This window comes from Streptomyces sp. NPDC049915 (assembly GCF_040656475.1).
In the GTDB taxonomy this organism is placed as follows: Bacteria; Actinomycetota; Actinomycetes; order Streptomycetales; family Streptomycetaceae; genus Streptomyces.
In genome coordinates, this window is sequence record NZ_JBFAMH010000004.1 from 374,307 (window position 1) to 393,445 (window position 19,139).

General features: G+C 71.9%; 19 protein-coding genes. 11 read left to right on the forward strand and 8 right to left on the reverse strand.

Annotation, left to right across the window (positions count from 1 at the left end):
- Positions 1 to 178: 178 nt before the first annotated feature.
- The 3 genes from otsB to AB0J12_RS09050 are packed head-to-tail and all read right to left on the reverse strand — an operon-like array spanning position 179 to position 2,647.
- A complete protein-coding gene (gene otsB, locus AB0J12_RS09040) occupies positions 179 to 1,042 on the reverse strand; it encodes a trehalose-phosphatase (RefSeq protein WP_363263568.1) in 864 nt (287 codons plus the stop codon).
- Between the two features lie 52 nt (positions 1,043 to 1,094).
- A complete protein-coding gene (locus AB0J12_RS09045) occupies positions 1,095 to 1,343 on the reverse strand; it encodes a DUF3263 domain-containing protein (protein WP_363263569.1) in 249 nt (82 codons plus the stop codon).
- Between the two features lie 35 nt (positions 1,344 to 1,378).
- Entirely contained in the window at positions 1,379 to 2,647 is a 1,269-nt protein-coding gene (locus tag AB0J12_RS09050) for an extracellular solute-binding protein (protein WP_363263570.1), read from the reverse strand.
- A 117-nt stretch (positions 2,648 to 2,764) separates the two neighbouring features.
- On the opposite strand from AB0J12_RS09050, the gene AB0J12_RS09055 reads away from it, so the two are divergent.
- The 3 genes from AB0J12_RS09055 to AB0J12_RS09065 all read left to right on the forward strand — a co-directional run bounded on the left by AB0J12_RS09055 (position 2,765) and on the right by AB0J12_RS09065 (position 6,019).
- The gene (locus tag AB0J12_RS09055; RefSeq protein WP_363263571.1) at positions 2,765 to 3,733 is read left to right on the forward strand and encodes an ROK family protein; all 969 of its coding nucleotides are present in this window, start codon (positions 2,765 to 2,767) and stop codon (positions 3,731 to 3,733) included.
- Positions 3,734 to 3,837: 104 nt separating this feature from the next.
- Complete coding sequence (gene nagA, locus AB0J12_RS09060) at positions 3,838 to 4,968, forward strand: N-acetylglucosamine-6-phosphate deacetylase (RefSeq protein ID WP_363263726.1); 1,131 nt, start codon at positions 3,838 to 3,840, stop codon at positions 4,966 to 4,968.
- A gap of 121 nt (positions 4,969 to 5,089) precedes the next feature.
- On the forward strand, positions 5,090 to 6,019 hold the full coding sequence (locus tag AB0J12_RS09065) for a 1-phosphofructokinase family hexose kinase (protein ID WP_363263572.1): 930 nt from the start codon (positions 5,090 to 5,092) through the stop codon (positions 6,017 to 6,019).
- A gap of 322 nt (positions 6,020 to 6,341) precedes the next feature.
- Here the strand turns inward: AB0J12_RS09065 and AB0J12_RS09070 are convergent, their stop codons facing one another.
- Both AB0J12_RS09070 and cdgB read right to left on the reverse strand, forming a co-directional pair.
- Positions 6,342 to 7,298 (reverse strand): carbohydrate-binding protein, encoded by a 957-nt coding sequence (locus AB0J12_RS09070; RefSeq protein WP_363263573.1) that lies wholly within the window; start codon positions 7,296 to 7,298, stop codon positions 6,342 to 6,344.
- Between the two features lie 141 nt (positions 7,299 to 7,439).
- The gene (gene cdgB, locus AB0J12_RS09075) at positions 7,440 to 9,116 is read right to left on the reverse strand and encodes a diguanylate cyclase CdgB (RefSeq protein WP_363263574.1); all 1,677 of its coding nucleotides are present in this window, start codon (positions 9,114 to 9,116) and stop codon (positions 7,440 to 7,442) included.
- Between the two features lie 439 nt (positions 9,117 to 9,555).
- Between cdgB and AB0J12_RS09080 the strand changes: the two genes are divergently transcribed.
- A complete protein-coding gene (locus AB0J12_RS09080; protein ID WP_363263727.1) occupies positions 9,556 to 10,047 on the forward strand; it encodes a flavin reductase family protein in 492 nt (163 codons plus the stop codon).
- Between the two features lie 50 nt (positions 10,048 to 10,097).
- Positions 10,098 to 10,556 carry a GNAT family N-acetyltransferase gene (locus AB0J12_RS09085; RefSeq protein ID WP_363263575.1) on the forward strand — a complete coding sequence of 153 codons (459 nt, stop codon included), beginning with the start codon at positions 10,098 to 10,100 and terminating at the stop codon, positions 10,554 to 10,556.
- 71 nt (positions 10,557 to 10,627) lie between these two features.
- Here the strand turns inward: AB0J12_RS09085 and arfB are convergent, their stop codons facing one another.
- Positions 10,628 to 11,068, reverse strand: coding sequence for an alternative ribosome rescue aminoacyl-tRNA hydrolase ArfB (gene arfB, locus AB0J12_RS09090; RefSeq protein WP_363263576.1), 441 nt, complete (start codon positions 11,066 to 11,068; stop codon positions 10,628 to 10,630).
- Between the two features lie 219 nt (positions 11,069 to 11,287).
- Here arfB and AB0J12_RS09095 point away from each other — a divergent pair, with 219 nt between their 5' ends.
- The 3 genes from AB0J12_RS09095 to AB0J12_RS09105 all read left to right on the forward strand — a co-directional run bounded on the left by AB0J12_RS09095 (position 11,288) and on the right by AB0J12_RS09105 (position 14,294).
- The gene (locus tag AB0J12_RS09095; protein WP_031170907.1) at positions 11,288 to 11,863 is read left to right on the forward strand and encodes a TerD family protein; all 576 of its coding nucleotides are present in this window, start codon (positions 11,288 to 11,290) and stop codon (positions 11,861 to 11,863) included.
- 67 nt (positions 11,864 to 11,930) lie between these two features.
- Positions 11,931 to 12,449 (forward strand): GNAT family N-acetyltransferase, encoded by a 519-nt coding sequence (locus AB0J12_RS09100; RefSeq protein WP_363263577.1) that lies wholly within the window; start codon positions 11,931 to 11,933, stop codon positions 12,447 to 12,449.
- Positions 12,450 to 12,737: 288 nt separating this feature from the next.
- Positions 12,738 to 14,294, forward strand: coding sequence for a M4 family metallopeptidase (locus AB0J12_RS09105; RefSeq protein WP_363263728.1), 1,557 nt, complete (start codon positions 12,738 to 12,740; stop codon positions 14,292 to 14,294).
- An 81-nt stretch (positions 14,295 to 14,375) separates the two neighbouring features.
- Here the strand turns inward: AB0J12_RS09105 and AB0J12_RS09110 are convergent, their stop codons facing one another.
- A complete protein-coding gene (locus tag AB0J12_RS09110; RefSeq protein ID WP_363263578.1) occupies positions 14,376 to 15,776 on the reverse strand; it encodes a M1 family metallopeptidase in 1,401 nt (466 codons plus the stop codon).
- Between the two features lie 175 nt (positions 15,777 to 15,951).
- Here AB0J12_RS09110 and AB0J12_RS09115 point away from each other — a divergent pair, with 175 nt between their 5' ends.
- Together AB0J12_RS09115 and AB0J12_RS09120 are read left to right on the forward strand one after the other, a co-directional pair.
- Entirely contained in the window at positions 15,952 to 16,452 is a 501-nt protein-coding gene (locus tag AB0J12_RS09115; RefSeq protein WP_363263579.1) for a hypothetical protein, read from the forward strand.
- A gap of 57 nt (positions 16,453 to 16,509) precedes the next feature.
- Complete coding sequence (locus tag AB0J12_RS09120; protein WP_363263580.1) at positions 16,510 to 16,956, forward strand: hypothetical protein; 447 nt, start codon at positions 16,510 to 16,512, stop codon at positions 16,954 to 16,956.
- Between the two features lie 189 nt (positions 16,957 to 17,145).
- Here AB0J12_RS09120 and AB0J12_RS09125 read toward each other — a convergent pair whose 3' ends face one another.
- Positions 17,146 to 17,811, reverse strand: coding sequence for a pentapeptide repeat-containing protein (locus tag AB0J12_RS09125; protein ID WP_363263581.1), 666 nt, complete (start codon positions 17,809 to 17,811; stop codon positions 17,146 to 17,148).
- 127 nt (positions 17,812 to 17,938) lie between these two features.
- On the opposite strand from AB0J12_RS09125, the gene AB0J12_RS09130 reads away from it, so the two are divergent.
- Positions 17,939 to 19,102 (forward strand): FAD-dependent oxidoreductase, encoded by a 1,164-nt coding sequence (locus tag AB0J12_RS09130; RefSeq protein WP_363263582.1) that lies wholly within the window; start codon positions 17,939 to 17,941, stop codon positions 19,100 to 19,102.
- The last annotated feature ends 37 nt before the right edge of the window (positions 19,103 to 19,139 follow it).

Here is a 19,139-nt window from a genome sequence, read left to right on the forward strand (position 1 = left end):
TGTCGTTTGGATCACCCCGGCGTCGCGGGGCCTGGCACGCCCATCTGCGGCGTTGTCGTCGGTCCCCGACGCTCCGCGTCGACTCCCTCCTCCGCCTTGCAGCCGCACGCACCAGGCCCCGCTCGGGTCGATCCAGAGGTACCGCACCTCATAGCCGGCCTGATCCGAACGACAGGGCCTAGGCGGACCGGGCCACCCGGTCCGCCAGTGCCGCCAGCAGTCGTACGACTCCCTCCGGGCCGTCGACCACCACGTCCGCCCGCTTCGACAGCTCGGTGACCTCCGAGCTGCCGCTGCACACCAGCAGACCCGGGACGCCCTCGGAGCGCAGTGCCTCGACGGCGGCGAAGGCGGGCAGGTCGCCCAGGTCGTCGCCGGCGTAGACGACGGACTCGGCGCCCACCGCGCGGACGTACTCCGTCAGCGCCACCCCCTTGTCGACGCCGGGCGGGCGCAGCTCCAGGACCAGGCGTCCGGGCTCGACGATCAGCCCGTGCCGCGCCGCCAGGTCCGCCAGCGGCTCGCGCAGCGCCTCGAACGCGGCCTGCGGATCCTCGGCGCGGCGGGTGTGCACGGCGACCGCGCGGCCCTTCTCCTCGATCCATGTGCCGCGCCATGCGCCGACCGAGTCCAACAGCCCGGGCAGCTCGGCGCGCACCCCCGCCACGCCGGGGTGGGGCGGCGGGGCGGTCAGCTCACCGGTGGCGGCCTCCCAGCGTTCGGCGCCGTAGTGGCCGAGGACGACGAGGCGCTCCAGACCGGGCACGCCCGCGAAGCCGCCGTTGCGCACGGCGACCCCCGCGGGGCGGCCGGTGACCACCGCGATCGAGGCGACCTCGGGGGCGAGGCGGGCGAGGGCCGGTACCGCGTCCGGGTGGGCGCGGGCCTGATCGGGGTCGGCGACGATGGGGGCGAGCGTGCCGTCGAAGTCGAGGCCGATCACCGCCTTGCCGGGGCGGGCGAGGACGGCGTCGAGGCCCTCGCGGCCCTGCGCGGTCACCGGTTCGGGAAGGTCCGTGGCGTATGTGTCATGGCTGCCCATACCGCGAACCTATCCCCGGACGAGCCCCGCCGAACCTGGGGAGACGGTGTCGTCACCGCTCGGCGCGGCGGGCTTCGCGTATCCGTCTGAGCCTGTTCACCGTCACCGGGTCGTGGGCGAGGGCGCGGGTGTCGTCCAGCAGGGCGTTGAGCAGCTGGTAGTAGCGGACCGGGGCGAGGCCCAGCTCCTCGCGGATGGCGCGCTCCTTCGCGCCGGGGCCGGAAAAGCCGCGGCGCTCCAGCGCGAGGACGGCCCGCTCACGCTCGCCCAGCGGCGGCCGGCCCCCATCGGATGCGTCCATGCCCGAAACCGTACCGCCGCCCACTGACAGTCCCGCTAGGGCTGCGCGCTGTCCGCCGCGACCGCCGCCGACTGGATCTGCCCGAGGACGGACACGGCGCTGCCCGTGGGATCGACGGCCTGCCCGATCTGCTTCTTGATGTCGGCGCTGACCGACGCCCAGGACGTCTTGCCGACCGGGTACAGCTCGCTGAGCGGCAGCTGCTGCAGGAACGGGCGGATGTCCTTGTCCTGGCCGGAGCCGCTCATCGCCGCGGAGGCCGTGGTGGTGACCGGTAGCAGGTCGTAGGTGCGGGAGAAGTCGAGGACGTTCTTCTCGCTGTAGACGAAGTCCAGGAAGTCGCGGATCTGCTCGCGGTGGCCGTTCTTCTTGAAGGCCATCATCCAGTCGGCCACGCCCATCACGGACCGGCTGGGCCCGGTCACGCCCGGCATGGTGACCATGCCGAACTTCACGCCCTTCCTGGCGGCCATCTGCATCAGCGACGGATGTCCGTTGAGCATGCCGACCTCGCCGTCGGCGAAGGCGGTGAAGGCGTCGGCACGGTTCAGCTTGCCCGGCGCGACGGGACCGGTGAGACCCTTGCCGACCAGCTTGTTCTTCAGCCAGGTGAACGTCTGGACGTTCTGCGAGGCGTCGATGCCGTAGGTGCCGACGGTGTCGACGTAGCCGCCCCCGCCGCTGAGCAGCCACTGCATCGTCTCCGCCTGCGCCTCCTCCGGCCCGAGGGGCAGCGCGTAGGGGTACTTCACGCCCTTGTCCTTGAGCGCCCGGGCGTCGGCGGCCAGCTCGTCCCAGGTCTTGGGCGGGTCGATGTGCGCCTGGTCGAACAGGGTCTTGTTGTAAAAGAGCAGCCGGGTGGAGGCCGCGAACGGCATGCCGTACTGCACCCCGTGCACCTGCCCGGCCGACACCAGCTGGGAGACGAAGTCGGCCTGGGTGGAGATGGAGAGCACGTCGTCGGCCCGGTACAGCTCGTCCTTGGCGGCGTAGTCGGCGTAGGCGCCGATCTGGGCCATGTCGGGCGCCTGGCCGGCGTCGGTCATCTCCTTGACCTTGCGGTCGACGTCGGTCCACGAGTAGACGCTGACGTCGACCTTCACGCCGGGGTGCTGGGCCTCGTAGTCCTTGACGAGGTCGTCCCAGTAGTGCCGGGAGCTGTTTGCGTCGTTGTCGCCGTAGTCGGCGGCGACCAGCTTGAGGGTCACGTCACCGGAGCCTCCGGTGACGCCGCAGCCGGTGAGTACCGCCGTCAGGCCCAGCGCGGAGATCACCGCGATCGTCGTCGTCCTTAGCCGCTGCACCGCTCCGGCTCCCCACCCTCGTAGACGTCCGCCGACCTCTGGCACGTCGGACACGTCTGAACCAACTTTCCGATTAACGGATTAAGGTCTACACCATGCAAGTGGACTAGACCTCTCATGGGTGGTGGGGCCACACTGTTCCCCGTGAGACATGTCATCGCCCTCGACGTGGGCGGCACCGCGATGAAGGCCGCCCTGGTCGGGGCGGACGGCGCACTGCTCCACCAGGCACGCCGGCCCACCGGCCGCGAGCGCGGGCCGGACGCGGTCGTCGAGCACATCCTCGGCTTCGCCGCGGACCTGCGCGCCCACGGTGAGGCGCACCTCGGCGAGCCCGCCGCCGCGGCCGGCGTCGTCGTCCCCGGCATCGTCGACGAACAACGCGGCCTCGCCGCCTACGCCGCCAACCTCGGCTGGCGCGACCTCCCCCTGCGCGACCTGCTCGCCAAGCGGCTCGGCGCACCCGTCGCCCTGGGCCACGACGTGCGGGCCGGCGGGCTCGCCGAGGGCCGCCTGGGCGCGGGCCGGGGCGCCGACCGCTATCTGTTCGTGCCGCTGGGCACCGGGATCGCCGGCGCCATCGGCATCGGCGGCCGGGTCGAGGCGGGCGCGCACGGCTTCGCGGGCGAGATCGGCCACATCGTCGTACGGCCCGGGGGTACCCCCTGTCCGTGCGGGCAGCGCGGCTGCCTGGAACGGTTCGCGTCCGCGTCGGCCGTCAGCCAGGCGTGGGCCGAGGCCTGCGGCGACCCGGACGCCGACGCCGCGGACTGCGCCAAGGCCGTCGCGTCCGGCGACCCGAACGCCGTCCGCGTCTGGCAGGAGGCGGTGGACGCCCTCGCCGACGGCCTGGTCACCGCGCTCACCCTGCTGGACCCGCGCACCCTGATCATCGGTGGCGGCCTGGCCGAGGCGGGGGAAACCTTGTTCACACCGCTGCGCGACGCGGTCGCGCAACGGGTCACCTTCCAGAAACTGCCGGAGATCGTCCCGGCTGCCCTGGGCGACACGGCGGGATGCCTGGGCGCAGGCCTCCTGGCCTGGGATCTCCTGGACACCACGACCGGCAAGGAGGAAACGCCCTGATGGCAACCCCCTCAGGGGCGCGGGACAGCGCCCATATGCGGCTCCGCCACGGGGCGCGACCCGCCACGACGAACCCGCACCCCGCGCCGGACCGAACCCCCCTGGTGCTGTCCGGCGCAACGGTCGTCCTCCCCACGGGAGCCGTCCCGGACGGCCGAGTGGTGGTCGACGGCACCCGCATCGCCGGTACGGCACCGGCGAACGCCCAGGTCATCGACGTACGGAACCACTGGCTGATCCCCGGCTTCGTCGACCTGCACAACCACGGCGGCGGCGGAGCCTCCTTCACCTCCGGCACCGTCGAGGACGTCCTCACGGGCATCCACACCCACCGCCTGCACGGCACCACCACCCTCGTCGCCTCCACCGTCACCGACGACATGGACTCCCTGACGCAGCGCGCCGGGCTGCTGAGCGAGCTGGCCGAACAGGGCGACATCGCCGGGATCCACTTCGAGGGGCCGTTCATCTCGCCGTGCCGCAAGGGCGCGCACTCCGAGGAACTGCTGCGCGACCCCGAGCCGGCCGAGGTGCGCAAGCTGATCGACGCGGCGCGCGGCCACGCGAAGATGGTCACGCTCGCCACCGAGCTGCCGGGCGGCATCGACTCCGTACGGCTGCTCGCCGAGCACGGCGTGATCGCGGCGATCGGGCACACGGACGCCACGTACGAGCAGACCCTGGAGGCGATCGACGCGGGGGCGACGGTCGCCACGCACTTGTTCAACGCGATGCCGCCGATCGGTCACCGCGCGCCGGGGCCGATCACGGCACTGCTGGAGGACGAGCGGATCACGGTCGAGCTGATCGACGACGGGGTCCATCTGCACCCGGCGGCCCTGCAGCTGGCGTTCCATCACGCGGGTGCGGAGCGGGTCGCGTTCATCACGGACGCGATGGACGCGGCCGGCTTCGGCGACGGCCGCTACATGCTCGGCCCGCTGGAGGTGGAGGTCGCGGACGGGGTGGCACGGCTGGTGGAGGGCGGTTCGATCGCGGGCTCCACGCTCACCCTGGACCGGGCGTTCAAGCGGGCGGTGACGGTGGACCGGCTGCCGGTGGAGGACGCGGTGCGGGCGCTGTCGGCCAACCCGGCGCGGCTGCTCGGGCTGGACGACCGCGTCGGCTCGCTGGAGCCGGGCAAGGACGCCGACCTGGTCCTGCTGGACGAGCACTTCGACCTGAAGGGCGTCATGCGCCGCGGCGCCTGGGTGGTTGGCCCCCAACTGGCCTGATCCGTCCGCTCGTACGGAGGCGGTGGCCGGTCCCGGGGCTGGGCCGACCGCCGTCTCTTTGGCATGATCGACCCTCCGGAAGTCCACGTCAGCACACGTATGCGGGGGGAGGTCGGCCCAGGTGATCCTCACGGTCACGCTGAACACCGCTCTCGACATCACCTACCGCGTCCGCTCCCTGCGGCCGCACACCTCCCACCGCGTCACGGACGTCATCGAACGGCCGGGCGGCAAGGGGGTCAACGTGGCGCGGGTCCTCGCCGCCCTCGGTCACGAGGTGACGGTCACCGGTTTCGCGGGCGGGGCCACCGGGCGCGTCGTCCGTGACCTGCTGACGGACACGTCCGGGGTCCGCGACGCGCTGGTGCCCGTCGCGGGCGCGACGCGCCGCACGATCGCCGTGGTGGACGGGCACAGCGGCGACACCACCCAGCTGAACGAGCCGGGCCCCCTCGTCGCGCCCACCGAGTGGGGCGCCTTGCAGGACCGGTACGAGGAGCTGATCGCCGGTGCGTCCGCGGTGGCCCTGTGCGGCAGCCTGCCGCCCGGCGTGCCGGTGGGCGCGTACGCGGGCCTGATCCGTACGGCGCGTGCGGCGGGCGTTCCCGTCCTGCTGGACACCAGCGGCGAGCCGCTGCGCCGCGGGGTCGCGGCCCGGCCGGACATCGTCAAACCCAACGCCGACGAGCTGGCGGAACTGACGGGCTCCCACGAGCCGGTGCGCGCGACGCAGGACACCCGCCGGCGCGGGGCGCGCGCGGTGGTGGCCTCCCTGGGCCCCGACGGCCTCCTGGCCGCCACCCCGGAGGGCCGCTGGCGCGCCGCCCCACCGGCCCACGTCCACGGCAACCCGACGGGCGCCGGCGACTCGGCGGTCGCGGGCCTGCTCTCGGCCCTGGTGGAAAACCTCCCCTGGCCGGACCGCCTCACCCGAGCGGTAGCCCTCTCCACCGCCACGGTCCTGTCCCCGGCGGCGGGCGAATACGACGCGCGTGCTTATGAGGAGCTGCTGGGGAAGGTGGCGGTGACGGCGGAGGTCAGCGCGGCCTGACTCGGGGTCGACCTCGGTACGACCTCCTCGGCCTCGGCCGATGTCCGCCGACGTCCACGCCCTCACCGACCCGAAGGTCCACGTTCCGTGCAACACGACTCCGTGCACACGCAACAACAGCGGCGGGCCCTACAGGTGCTGGTCCGGCGGCCCTGCCGACAATGACTGGCTCAAAGTCATGCGGGCGACAACACAGGCTGGATAGCCGCCGCATGCGTCGAAGTGGGACTTCTCTGTGCACCTGGCCCATCACAGGGCCTTCCGGCCCGACCGTGGCTGTCCGAGGAGGCAGTGCCTCGGCAGCCACGGAACGTCAGGCGGGTCAGTTCTGGACCTGACCCTTCTTCAGCCAGAACTGGTCCAGGAGGACGTTGCACTTGTCGCCGGCCTCGCAGGACAGGGTGATGGTGTTGGTGCCCTTGGTCAGGGTCGGCCAGGCGAAAGTCTTCGTCCAGCCCTTGGCGAAGTCACCGTCGGCGGCGTGGGCGAAGTTGTCCATGTTCAGCTTGTTGCCGAACGGCTTGCCGTTGACCGTCAGGGTCATCGACTGGGCCTCACCGGCCGTGCTGTACCGGGCGAACAGCGTGTACGCCCCGTCCTCCGGAATGCCGTTGACCGTCCAGGTCACCGCGGAGCCCGGCTGGTTCAGGTTGGCGACGTAGATGCCGCCGTCGGACTGGGCGCCCTGCACGTCCGAGGCGAGGGTCGCAGTGCCGCCCAAGCGGAGCGCCTTCGCGTCGATCGTGGGCAGTTTCACCTCCGCGTCGCCGCTCGCGTTCGACGACGGGCTCGGCGTGGTGTTCTGCTGGGACTGGGTGGGGGTGGTGCCGGCCTGGTCGTTCTTCTTCTCGTCCGAGTCGCCGTTCATCATCACCACGCCGATGCCGACCACCACCGCCGCGACCACGGCGATCGCGCCGATCAGCAGGCCCTTGGTGTTGGGGCCCCGGCCCCGCCCGCCGGAACCGGACCCGCCGGCCTGGTGCTGCGGGGCGGTGGGCGCGCCGCCGGGGAACGTCTCGGGGGCCGCGTAGTGCGCGTTGGTCCTGCCGTAGGCACCCTGGGCACTCTGCTGCTGCGGGACCTGGCCGTACGGCGCGGCGGCCGGCGCCTGCTGCCCGTACTGCCGTTCCCCGACGGTGCGCACCCGGCTGACGGAGTTCGGGTAGCCGTAGCCTCCCGAGGGCGGCTGCGCACCCCGGGCCTGTCCGTCGGCGTAGAGGTAGCCGAACGGGTCGTCGTCCTCGGGGGTGCTCGGGCCGTTGTTGCCGGGCGTCATCCCTTCGTTCTCCTCAACAGGTGGGGGGCGGATGGGGTCCTTGGTGTGGGGTGTGGCAGAGGGCGAGCCTACCCGCTCTGCAAGACCCAAACAGGTGATGCGAACCGCACCGTTTCCCCCGCGACCGGGCTGACCTGCGGATTACCCGGCGCGCCTGTGCTGTTTGGGACGAGATCGTTTCTCGACGTACATCCGTTCGTCCGCCGACTTGAGGACCTCGTCGGCCGTCATGCCGCAGTGCGCCCACCCGATGCCGAAGCTGGCGCCCACCCGCACGGCCCGGCCCTCGGCCCGGATCGGCTGGATGATCTCGTTGCGCAGGCGTACGGCGAGGTCCTGCGCGTCGGCGCGGCCGAGGCCGTCGGCGAGGATCACGAACTCGTCGCCGCCGAGCCGGGCGACGGTGTCGCCGTCGCGCACACCGTTGCTGAGCCGTCGGGCCACCTCGATGAGGACCGCGTCGCCCGCGTTGTGCCCGAACCGGTCGTTGATCGACTTGAAGCCGTCGAGGTCGCAGAAGAGCACCGCGAGCCCCTTGGCGCCGTCGTCCCGCTCCTCCTCGGGGGCGACGGTGTGCACATGGTGGTCGTAGGCGTCGTAGCCGTCGGGGGCGGGCCGGAAGTCGAAGCCGTGGCCGTTCGCGTCGAAGGCGGCGGGGTGACCGTGGGCGGCCTCGGCGGTGTCGTGGGAGTCGTACGCGTCGAGCGCGGGGTGGGCGGTCTGCGGCCGCCGGCAGAGGCGGGAGGCGAGACGGGAGCGCAGCTCGGCGGAGTTGGGCAGTCCGGTGAGGGAGTCGTGGGAGGCGCGGTGGGCGAGCTGGAGCTCGCGGCGCTTGCGCTCCTCTATGTCCTCGACGTGGGTGAGCAGGAAACGGGGGCCGTCGGCGGTGTCCGCGACGACGGAGTTGCGCAGGGACACCCAGACGTAGGTACCGTCACGGCGGCCCAGGCGCAGCTCGGCGCGGCCGCCCTCGGCGGAGGTGCGCAGCAGTGTGCCGATGTCCTCGGGGTGGACCAGGTCGGAGAAGGAGTAGCGGCGCATCGCGGAGGCGGGCCGGCCGAGCAGCCGGCACAGGGCGTCGTTGGTCCGCAGGATGCGGCCGTGCTGGTCGCCGCCCATCTCCGCGATGGCCATGCCGGAGGGGGCGTACTCGAAGGCCTGGCGGAAGGATTCCTCGCTGGCGCGCAGGGCCTGCTGCTCGCGCTCCAGGCGGACCAGGGCGCGCTGCATGTTGGCGCGCAGCCGGGCGTTGGATATCGCGATCGCGGCCTGGAAGGCGTACATCTGCAGCGCCTCGCGGCCCCAGGCGCCGGGCCGACGGCCGTTGCGCGGCCGGTCCACGGACAGCACGCCGAGCAGCTCGCCGCGCGGGCCGCCCTGCGCGCCGGGCGCGTACATGGGGGCGAAGAGCCGGTCGGAGGGGTGCCACTCGTCCTCGAAGCGCGGCGCGGGCCCGTCGGTGTACCACTGCGGGACGTCGTCGTCGTCGAGGACCCAGCCCTCGGTGTGCGGGATGAAGACCAGGTCGCCCCACTGCTCGCCCATGGACAGGCGACGGTCCCAGGACGGGCGGGAGCCGACGCGGCCGGTGATCAGGGCCTCGGCGGCGGGGTTGCCGGCGAAGGCGGCGACGACGAGATCGCCGTCGGCGCGGACGAGGTTGACGCAGGCCAGCTCGTAGCCGAGGGCGGTGACCACGCCGTCGGCGACGGTCTGCAGGGTGTCCGCCAGGCTGCGGGCGGTGTTCATGTCCGCCATGACCTGGTGCAACTGCCGCAGGGACGCAAGACGGACATAGGGTTCCGACTCGGTCTCCATGCTCGCCCTCCCCCCGAGACTTCGCAGCGAATCAAGGGTTGTCGTCGGCGTATCGTCGTCTGAGCCTGGTGGCGTGTCTTTCTGCGTCTTTCGCCACTGAATCACAGCGCGCTGCTCACTCGGTACACAGGGTCAACATTTCCTTGCCCTTGTGACTCAAGTCACAGCAAAACGTGAACAATAAAGTGGAGTTTCTGCATTTTTCCTGTGCGTTAACCGAATGGACATTTTGCGAGTATGCGGCATCGGAGGCCGTTCGGGGCCGGAAGTCAGGCGGAAGACCTAGGTCCGCACCCGGTCCGAGGTCCGATGCGCGGTCTTGCGAGCGGAGACTAGCGTTTCCGGCGTGCTGAAGACTTCCCCTGCCGTGCCCTCACCCTTCACACCCGCCCCAGCCGGGCATGCTGAGGGGGTGACCCACGACGAGTTCCGCGCCGCCATGTCCCGGCTCGCCGCGGGCGTGGTCCTGGTGACCGCGCTGGAGCCGCCGCTCGACCCGGACGACCCGGACGCGCCCACCGGCGAGGACGTCGGCATGACCGCCACCGCGTTCATGTCGGTCTCCCTGGACCCGCCGCTGGTCCTCGTCAGTCTGCGGGAGGGCTCGCGGATGGACGACCTGCTGGCCGAGCAGCCGCTGTGGGCCGTCTCGGTCCTCGCCGAGAGCCAGCGCCACATCGCCGGCCGCTTCGCGATGAAGGGCCGCATCAGCGACCGCCTGCTCTTCGAGGACATCCCCTACGTCCGCGGCGAGGTCACCGACGCGCCCCTGGTGGGCGGCGCGCTGGCCACCCTGGAGTGCCGCACCGAGCAGCGGGTGAGCGCCGGCGACCACACGCTGGTGATCGGCCGCGTCCTGACGGCCCGCGTCCCGAGCGCGGAAGGCGGCCCGCTGACGTACTTCAAGGGGCGGTACCGGCAGCTGGGGTGACGCCCGAAAACCCCTCGCCGGGGGCCGTGCGGCGTCCTTGGGGTGCAGCGATGACCCACCTCGAAGAGATCACGCCGCACACCTTCGACGCCGCCGTGGGCATCCGGGTCCGCCCCGACCAGGAGCACGCGGTCTCGCCGGTGATGCAGTCCCTCGCCGAGGCCTACGTCCACCCCGAAGGCGTGGCGTGGCCCCGCCTGATCGTCGACGGCCAGCGGCCGGTCGGCTTCCTGATGGCCTTCCTCGGCATCGACTGGCACGGCGACGGCACCGTGCACCGCTCGGGCCTGTGGCGCCTCAACATCGCGGCCGACGCCCAGGGCCGCGGCTACGGCCGCTTCGCGGTCCGGGCGGTGGCGGAGGAACTGCGCCGGCGGGGCACCAAGGAGATGTACGTCAGCTGGCACCCCGGCCCCGACGGCCCGGAGGCCTTCTACCTGGGCCTGGGCTTCCGAGAGAAAGGCGAGGTGAGCGGGGGTCAGACGGTGGGGGTACTGGAGCTCGGCTGACGCGGTGGCGTCCCGACGTCCCGGATCAGGGGAGGCCCGGGGAGACCCGGGCGCCTGGGACGGGGAGGCCTCTACCGAGTCCAGTCCCGCCCGGTACGGCCCCGCTTGGTCTCCGCGCGCTGTTTCTTCTCGCGGAGCCGGCGTTCGTTGATGCCCCGCGGCACGCGCGTGGGCTTGCGCGGCTTCGGCGGCGGAGCCGTCGCCTGAGCGAGCAGCGCCGCCAGGCGCACCGCGGCGGCCTCCCGGTTGCGCCACTGCGAGCGGTGCTCGGTGGCGCGCACGCTGAGCACCCCGTCCACCAGCCGTGGACCGAGCCGCTCCAGCGCACGCCGCTTCCACACCTCGGGCAGCGCCTCGGTGCCGGCGAGGTCGAAGCGGACCTCGGCTGCGGAGTCGGACGTGTTGACGTGCTGTCCGCCGGGCCCCGACGACCGCGAGAAGCGCCACATCAGCTCGGCCTCGGGGAGCGCGACGGAACCGCGGATGAGATGGGGACCGGACATGCCGTCCATGTTCCCGTCCCGGCCCGGTCCACGTCATCCCATTTCCCGCGGGACGACTGCCGAGGCCCGGGTGCAAGGCGCCCTCGCGGCCCGGTCGGAAGGTGCGGGTAAAAAAGGTAAAGCGAGCTGGAACCATCCGCCGGGCCGCGACGTTCGTAGGGATGACGGTAGCTTCGTCCCCAGTGCGAAGCCTCGTACACACAGCGCATCGAGGAAGGACTCCCGACCATGGCAGTAAGCCTGTCCAAGGGTGGCAACGTCTCGCTCACCAAGGAGGCTCCGGGCCTGACCGCCGTCACCGTGGGCCTGGGCTGGGACGTCCGCACCACCACCGGCACGGACTTCGACCTCGACGCGTCCGCGATCGCGGTCAACGGCCAGGGCAAGGTCTACTCCGACGCCCACTTCGTCTTCTTCAACAACAAGCAGACGCCGGACAACTCCATCGTCCACACCGGTGACAACCGCACCGGCGAGGGCGCCGGCGACGACGAGGCCATCAACGTCAACCTCGCCGCCCTCCCGGCGGACATCGACAAGATCGTCTTCCCGGTCTCCATCTACGACGCCGAGAACCGCGGCCAGAACTTCGGCCAGGTCCGCAACGCGTACATCCGCATCGTCAACCAGGCCGGTGGCGCCGAGATCGCGCGCTACGACCTGTCGGAGGACGCGGCCACCGAGACGGCCATGGTCTTCGGCGAGCTGTACCGCAACGGCGCGGAGTGGAAGTTCCGTGCCGTCGGCCAGGGCTACGCCTCGGGCCTGGTCGGCATCGCCCAGGACTTCGGCGTCAACGTCTGATCCGACGCCCCGCGTGCAGGAGCCCCCGGCCGAGCGCCGGGGGCTTTCGCCGCACTACGGTCCCGCCATGATCCTCGACCCGCTCCCCCGCACCCCCGACCACGACATCCCCGCCCCGCTGCTCACCGAACTCACCGCCCTGTACGCCTCCAACCGCGAGTTCCAGGCCCTCAGCGGTGACTTCCCGGACCCGGACGACATCCGGCCGGAGCAGGTGGCGGCCGCGCTGGCCGACGAGTTGGCGCATCCGGACACGGAGGTGCTGATGGCCCGCGACCAGGGGCGGCTCGTCGGCGTGGCCATCACGCTCGCACACCACCCCGACCCGGCCGACCCCGACCCGTGGATCGGGCTGCTGATGGTCGACGCGGGCGTGCACCGGCAGGGCCACGGCCGCCGGATCGCCGCGGCCGTGGAGGCCCGTTTCCGCGAGGCCGGCCGCATCGCCGTCCGGCTGGCCGTCCTCGCCGACAACCCCAGGGCGCTGGCCTTCTGGACCTCCCTCGGCTACCAGGTGATCGACCACCGCCCCGACCGCCGGCAGGGCCGCGCCTGCGCGGTGCTGCGCAAGCACCTGGCGGTGTGACACCCCCGGCGGCAATTCCGCTGTATCAACGAGACCCTGACTGCACCTCAGCTGTCCGCATAACGGATACGGGACAACGGAATTCGGATACGAACACGTAAAGTCCTGACGGACCTCTGTCAAACAGCAGGTTCTCGATGTCACTCTCTCCTCGCCGCCGCAACCTGTGTCCCACCTGTGCCTCAACCCCACGAGGCCAGCGACGAAGGAGACCGAGTGAGACACCCCGACCGTCCCACCTCTCGCTCCACCCGGCTGCGCGCCGCCGCCCTGATCGGCTCGGCGGCGATGGTCGTCCTCGCCGTACAGAACGGCGCCGCCACCGCGGCCCCCGCGCACACCGACGGCGCCACCGCACTCCCCCTCACTGCCGCCGCCCGCGCCCAGGCGATCAGGTCGGCGCAGGACGCCGCCCCCGCCACCGCCCGTGAACTCGGGCTCGGCGCCCAGGAGAAGCTCGTCGTCCGCGACGTGATCAAGGACGCCGACGGCACCGTCCACACCCGCTACGAGCGCACCTACGCCGGACTGCCCGTCCTCGGCGGCGACCTGGTCACCCATGTGGCCAAGTCCGGCGCGCTCAAGGGAGTCACCAAGGCGGCGAAGGCCCGCATAGCCGTGGCCTCCACCGACCCGGCCGTCTCCGCGACCACCGCCAAGGCGAACGCGCTGAAGGCCGCCGCCTCCGCGAAGACCACCGCGACCAGTGCCCGCAAGGTGATCTGGGCGGCCGGCTCCAAGCCCGTCCTCGCCTACGAGTCCGTCGTCACGGGCCTGCAGCACGACGGCACCCCGAGCGAGCTGCACGTCATCACCGACGCCACCACCGGCAAGGAGATCTACTCCTACCAGGCGATCGACACCGGCACGGGCACCAGCCAGTACAGCGGCACCGTCCCGGTCAACTCCACGGCCTCCGCCTCAGGGGGCTACGACCTGATCGACGGCGCCCGCGGCGGCCACAAGACGTACGACCTGAACGGCGGTACGTCCGGCACCGGCGCCCTCTTCCACGACGCCGACGACACCTGGGGCGACGGGACGGTGGCCAACCGGCAGACCGCCGCCGTGGACGCCGCCTACGGCGCCGCCGTCACCTGGGACTTCTACAAGTCCGCGTTCAACCGCAACGGCATCGCCGGTGACGGCAAGGCCGCCTACTCCCGGGTCCACTACGGCAACGCCTACGTCAACGCGTTCTGGTCCGACAGCTGCTTCTGCATGACGTACGGCGACGGCCAGGGCAACGTGAGGCCGCTGACCTCGCTCGACGTCGCCGGCCACGAGATGAGCCACGGTCTGACCGCGGCCACCGCCGGCCTCAACTACCGCCGTGAGTCGGGCGGTCTGAACGAGGCCACGTCCGACATCCTCGGCACGTCGGTGGAATTCTTCGCGAACAACAGCGCCGACCCCGGTGACTACCTCATCGGCGAGAAGATCGACATCAACGGCAACGGCACCCCGCTGCGCTACATGGACAAGCCCAGCAAGGACGGCAGCTCCGCCGACTACTGGTCCTCGGGCGTCGGCCGCCTCGACGTGCACAACTCCTCCGGCGTGGCGAACCACTTCTTCTACCTGCTGAGCGAGGGCAGCGGCGCCAAGACCGTCAACGGCGTCTCCTACAACTCGCCCACGTACAACGGCTCCGCGGTCACCGGCATCGGCCGGGACAAGGCCGTCCAGATCTGGTACAGGGCCCTGACCACGTACTTCACCTCCTCCACCGACTACGCGGCCGCCCGCACCGGCACCCTGCAGGCGGCGGCCGACCTCTACGGCTCCGGCAGCGCCGAGTACAACGCGGTGGCGGCCGCCTGGAAGGCGGTGAACGTCAACTAGCCACAGGGCGGGGCGCGGTCGGGCTCGTCAGCGTCGACCAGCCGCACGTGGCGGGGCGGCCGGGCTCGTGAGGAGCGTCTCTCACGGGTGGTCCGGCCGCCCCTCGCCGTACAGCCAGTCCCGCCAGATGCCGGAGAAGTCCTCGTCCGGCGCCTGCTGCTCCACGTACGCGGTGAAGTCGGCGGTGGAGGCGTTGCCGTGGCGGTGGGCCGCCGCCCAGCCCTGCACGAGGTCGTAGAAGGCTTCGTCACCGACGGTCTGGCGGATCTTGTGCAGGACCATCGCCCCGCGCTGGTAGACCGGGTTCGCCGAGATCACCGCCGCGCTGCCGGGCCTGCCCGGCGGGAAGTCCCACAGGTCCTCGAACTCCTCCTCCTCGCCGTGCTCGTACACCTCCTGGAACCGCTGCTGGGCGCTCGGGCCGCCGTGGTCCTCCGCGTACAGCCACTCCGCGTACGTCGCGAAGCCCTCGTTCAGCCACATGTCCCGCCAGGTCTTCGGCGTGACCGAGTCGCCGTACCACTGGTGGGCCAGCTCGTGCACGAAGGTCGTGGTGTCCGGGGCGCCGGGGAAGACGGGGCGGTTCTGGGTCTCCAGGGCGTACGTCGCGTCCCGCTTCTGTTCGACGATCACGCCGGTGGAGGAGAACGGGTACGGGCCGAAGTTGAGCTCCAGCCAGTCCATCACCTCCGGCAGCTTCGACAGCACGGCGCCGCTGTCCTCGGCGCTCACCGGGTCGACGGCGGTGTAGAACGGCAACCGGTGCTTGCCGACGTGGCCTCGGTGGACCTCGTACCGGCCGATGCCGAGGGTGGCGAGGTAGCTCGCCATGGGTTCGGCGGTCCGCCAGTGGAAGGCGGTACGGCCTTGCCGGGTGCTCTCTGCCACCAACTCCCCGTTGGACACGGCCGTCAGGCCCTGCGGCACGGTGACGGTGATGTCGTAGGTCGCCTTGTCGGAGGGGTGGTGGTTGCCGGGGAACCAGGCCATCGAGCCGACCGGCTCGCCCAGGGCCAGCGCGCCGTCCTTCGTGTACAGCCAGCCTTCCTTCGACCCGTCCGCGTCGGTGATCGTCTCGGGGGTGCCGGAGTAGCGGACCCGGATGTGGAAGGTCTTGCCCTGCTGGATCTCGTCGTGCGGGCGGACGGTCAGCTCCTGGCCGGCCCGGCCGAAGCGGGCGCCGGCGCCCTGGACGGTGACACCCTGGACGCCGAGGCCCTTGAGGTCCAGGTCGAAGGCGGACAGGTCCTGGGCGGCCCGGGCGGTGATGTCCGCGGTGCCGGTGAGCGTGCGCACGGCGGGGTCGTAGGCGAGGGTCAGGGCGTAGTGGGTGACGTCGTAGCCGCCGTTGCCGGCCTTAGGGAAGTACGGGTCGCGCAGGCCGGCGCCGCCCGGGGTGCCGTCGACGCCGCCACCGCCCGTGCAGGCGGACAGGGCGAGCGTCAGCAGGAGCGCGGGGACGGCGGGCGCTTTTCGGGACACGTCGGGAATCCTATGGTCGTCGGGGTGTCTCCCTGACAGACCGATGCGGCGGCAGGCGGGTTCGGATCGGGCGCGGTCGGATGGGGCGCGGTCGAAATCGGGCGGCGTCGGACGGGGCGGGGTCGGGTCGGGCGGGGGGTCCGGTTTCCGTGGGCGGGCGTGACACCATCGCCTAGTGCTCGACATCGGCTACGCCCTCTCCACCCGTTTCCCGGACCCGCCGCAGACGGACTACCGGCGCGCGGACGTCCGCGCCCTGCGCCACGACCTGTTCTGCGGGGATGTGTACCTCGCCGACACCAAGTCCGACCGGGAGTTGTCCACAGCCTGGGGATGGGTGCCGGTGCTGGACTTCGCGTGGGCGCTGTGCGACATCGTCGAGCGCATCGACCGCGACCCGGCCGGCTCCCGCGCCGCCCGGCCGCAGCGCGCGGAACTGGACTTCACCGAGTCCACCGACCGGATGCTCTTCGAGCGCCGCTTCGGCTGGGTGGACATCACCGCGGACTGGGTGCCGGCCGAGGAGGCTCCGCTGTCCTTCTCGCACACCGAACTGCGCCGGGAAGCACGGGACTTCCTGCACGACCTGGTCGCCGATCTGTGCGATCTGCACGACGACCTCGCGGACAACCCGGCGATCTGGACCCTCCAGGCGCGGTTTCCCCGGGTGTCATGAACCGCCCTTGACCTTTCGCGGAGGGCCGCCCGGCGTTCCTCCTTTATGGTCATGCTCATGTCCTTCCACGAACGCTCCGCACTCACCGGGCTGGCTCCCGGCGAGCGACTTCTGGCTCATCACGTCGTCGTGCCGGTGAAGAGCGCCAAGGGCGTCAAGCTGAACGTCCATGGCCACGGCAGGCTGGGCGGACAGCTCGGCGACCATCTGATGCAGAACATCGGCGCAGCGAGCGGCGGCGCCGGCAGTGTCGCCGGCCAGCTGCCGCCGACGTCCGGTGCACTGCTGATGCGGGTCACGGATCAGCGGGTCGGGCTGGTCCGCACCACCGACGGCGCGCCGGTGTGGGAGGTGCCGCGGGCGTGGGTGGTCCGTGTCGAGCGACGGCCCCGGCTGCAGCTGATGGCTCGGTTTCGGGTGCACTACAGCGATGGGTCCTGGCTGGCGTTCCTGACGATGCGGCGACGGTGGATCGAGTCGCTGCGGGGCGTACTGGGCGGGTGACCGTGCCTGCCGGCGGCTCGGGCGGGGTTGTCGTTCGGGTGCGGGGTGCGTTGTGGCTGGTCGCGTTCGCCCGCGGCGGCCTGTGCGGCATTCGTTGTGGCTGGTCGCGCAGCTCCCCGCGCCCCTTTGTGCCTGCGGCGACCCGCTGCGGTGCGTCGTGGCGTGCCTGGCGCCTGCGGTTCGTCGTGCTCAGCCCTCCACTCTGAGGCCCAGGCCTGCTGCCAGGAGGGGGGCCAGGTCCAGGAGTTGGGCCGTGCTGATCACCGCGCCTGCCATGCCCTCCAGGCCGTGGGTGATGTCCAGGGGGGTCGCGCCGCGCAGGTCCACGTCCGTCAGGGTGGCGCCGGTGAAGTCCGCGCCCTTGACCGCGCAGTCGGTGAACTCCACTCGCTCGAGCCGGGCGCCCGCGAAGTCCGGTTCCACCAGTACGCAGCCGGTGAAGACGACGTCCCGCAGGCGGGCGCCGCGCAGGTTCAGGTAGTCGATCTTGCCGCCGCGGATCAGGACCCGCTCCAGCACCGCACCGTGCAGCTGTACGCCGCCGAGGCGCGGGTCGGTCAGTTCGACGTCCCGGAGCGTCGACTCCGCCAGGTCCGTGCCCACGCCCCGCACGTCCGACAGCACCGAGTCCAGTAGGCGCGCGTGGTGCAGCCGCGTCCCGTCCAGGGCGCAGCCTCTCAGGGCGCAGTCCATGAAGCGGCCGCCCGCGCCGTCCTGACCGCTCAGGTCGGCGGCATCGAACTCCAGGCCGTCGTAGTCCCCGTCGGGCTCCAGCCCCTCTTCGTCGTACCGCTCCAGGTGCGGCAGGCGCACCTCCGGCCGCCGTGCAGCCTTCACACCCGTTCCCCTTGCCATGCCCCCATGCTGCACCCCGCCACTGACAATCGCTCTGACCTGCGCGAACGCGGGTGATGTCACAATCGGGCGTCTTCGGCGGTCATAGAGGTGCAAGCGGCGACCCGAGCAGAGGGAGAGACCCGACATGCACCGCATCACCGTCGTCGGCGGCGGATTCGCCGGCCTGACCGCCGCCATCACCGCCGCCGAGGCCGGTACCAAGGTCACCGTGTACGAGGCGCACCACACCCTCGGCGGCCGGGCGCGCACGGCCGAGGGGCCGTACCGGACCAACGAGGGACCGCACGCCCTCTACAACGGCGGCCCCCACTGGACCTGGCTGAAGCAGCGCGACCTGATCGGACCGCTGGCCCCGTTGCCGGCTCTGGAGGCGGCCCGGCTGCGGCTGCGCCACCAGGGCGTTGTGCGTCGCACCCCGCCGTTCGCGATGCTCAACCTGCTGCGCCGCCGGCTGCCGCAGGCGCCCGTCGACACCGACTTCCTCAGCTGGGCGACCGGCATCGCCGGCGAGGAGGGCGCCCGGGCCGCCGCGAACTATGCCGCCGTCGCCCTCTTCCACCACGACCCGGGCTCGCTGTCCGCCGCCTTCGTGCAGGAGCGGCTGCGCCGGGCCACCAAGCTGCCGCCGGAGGCCCACTACCCGCGCGGCGGCTTTGCGAGCGTGATCGACCGGATGGCCGGCCGCGCCTGGAACCTGGGGGTGCGGATCGAGACGCTCTCCCGTGTCGACACGCTGCCCACCGACACTCCGGTCATCGTCGCCACCTCCCTGGCCGCCGCCCGCCGGCTGCTGGGCGACGACTCCCTGACCTGGCCCAGCGGCCGCACCGCGCTGATCGACCTGGCGGTGCGCACCCGGCGCGGCGACGCGTTCGCCGTGTCCGACCTGGACGCGCCCGGGTGGATCGAGCGGTTCACCGCCCAGGACCGCACCCTCGCCCCGGCCGGCGAGCAGCTGATCCAGGGGCAGATTCCGCTCGCCCCGCACGAGACCCGCGCCGACGGCGTCGCCCGCGCCGAGGAACTGCTCGACCTGGGCTTCCCCGGCTGGCGCGACCGGGTCACCTGGCGCGGCGAAGCCACCGCCGACGGCCGGACCGGAGCCGTGGACCTGCCCGGCACCAGCTGGCGGGACCGCCCGGCCATCGACCGCGGCGACGGCGTCTGTCTCGCCGGTGACCAGGTCGCCGCGCCCGGCGTGCTGTCGGAGGTCTCCTTCACCAGCGCGCTGACGGCCGTATCGCTGGCGCTGGGACATCAGCGCTCGCTTGACCTCAAGCGCGCTTGAGGTTCAAGAGTGGGCCTCGCACGGACACGTCGTCGAA

What these genes read in the sequence shown, in the direction of transcription:
- AB0J12_RS09100 (WP_363263577.1), top strand. Translation starts at nt 11,931, where the DNA reads ATGATCCTCGACCCGCTCCCCCGCACCCCCGACCACGACATCCCCGCC.
- AB0J12_RS09105 (WP_363263728.1), top strand. Translation starts at nt 12,738, where the DNA reads ATGGTCGTCCTCGCCGTACAGAACGGCGCCGCCACCGCGGCCCCCGCG.
- otsB (WP_363263568.1), bottom strand. Translation starts at nt 1,042, where the DNA reads ATGGGCAGCCATGACACATACGCCACGGACCTTCCCGAACCGGTGACC.
- AB0J12_RS09125 (WP_363263581.1), bottom strand. Translation starts at nt 17,811, where the DNA reads ATGGCAAGGGGAACGGGTGTGAAGGCTGCACGGCGGCCGGAGGTGCGC.
- AB0J12_RS09055 (WP_363263571.1), top strand. Translation starts at nt 2,765, where the DNA reads ATGGGTGGTGGGGCCACACTGTTCCCCGTGAGACATGTCATCGCCCTC.
- AB0J12_RS09070 (WP_363263573.1), bottom strand. Translation starts at nt 7,298, where the DNA reads ATGACGCCCGGCAACAACGGCCCGAGCACCCCCGAGGACGACGACCCG.
- arfB (WP_363263576.1), bottom strand. Translation starts at nt 11,068, where the DNA reads ATGGACGGCATGTCCGGTCCCCATCTCATCCGCGGTTCCGTCGCGCTC.
- cdgB (WP_363263574.1), bottom strand. Translation starts at nt 9,116, where the DNA reads ATGGAGACCGAGTCGGAACCCTATGTCCGTCTTGCGTCCCTGCGGCAG.
- AB0J12_RS09130 (WP_363263582.1), top strand. Translation starts at nt 17,939, where the DNA reads ATGCACCGCATCACCGTCGTCGGCGGCGGATTCGCCGGCCTGACCGCC.
- AB0J12_RS09085 (WP_363263575.1), top strand. Translation starts at nt 10,098, where the DNA reads ATGACCCACCTCGAAGAGATCACGCCGCACACCTTCGACGCCGCCGTG.
- AB0J12_RS09120 (WP_363263580.1), top strand. Translation starts at nt 16,510, where the DNA reads ATGTCCTTCCACGAACGCTCCGCACTCACCGGGCTGGCTCCCGGCGAG.
- AB0J12_RS09080 (WP_363263727.1), top strand. Translation starts at nt 9,556, where the DNA reads ATGTCCCGGCTCGCCGCGGGCGTGGTCCTGGTGACCGCGCTGGAGCCG.
- AB0J12_RS09045 (WP_363263569.1), bottom strand. Translation starts at nt 1,343, where the DNA reads ATGGACGCATCCGATGGGGGCCGGCCGCCGCTGGGCGAGCGTGAGCGG.
- AB0J12_RS09095 (WP_031170907.1), top strand. Translation starts at nt 11,288, where the DNA reads ATGGCAGTAAGCCTGTCCAAGGGTGGCAACGTCTCGCTCACCAAGGAG.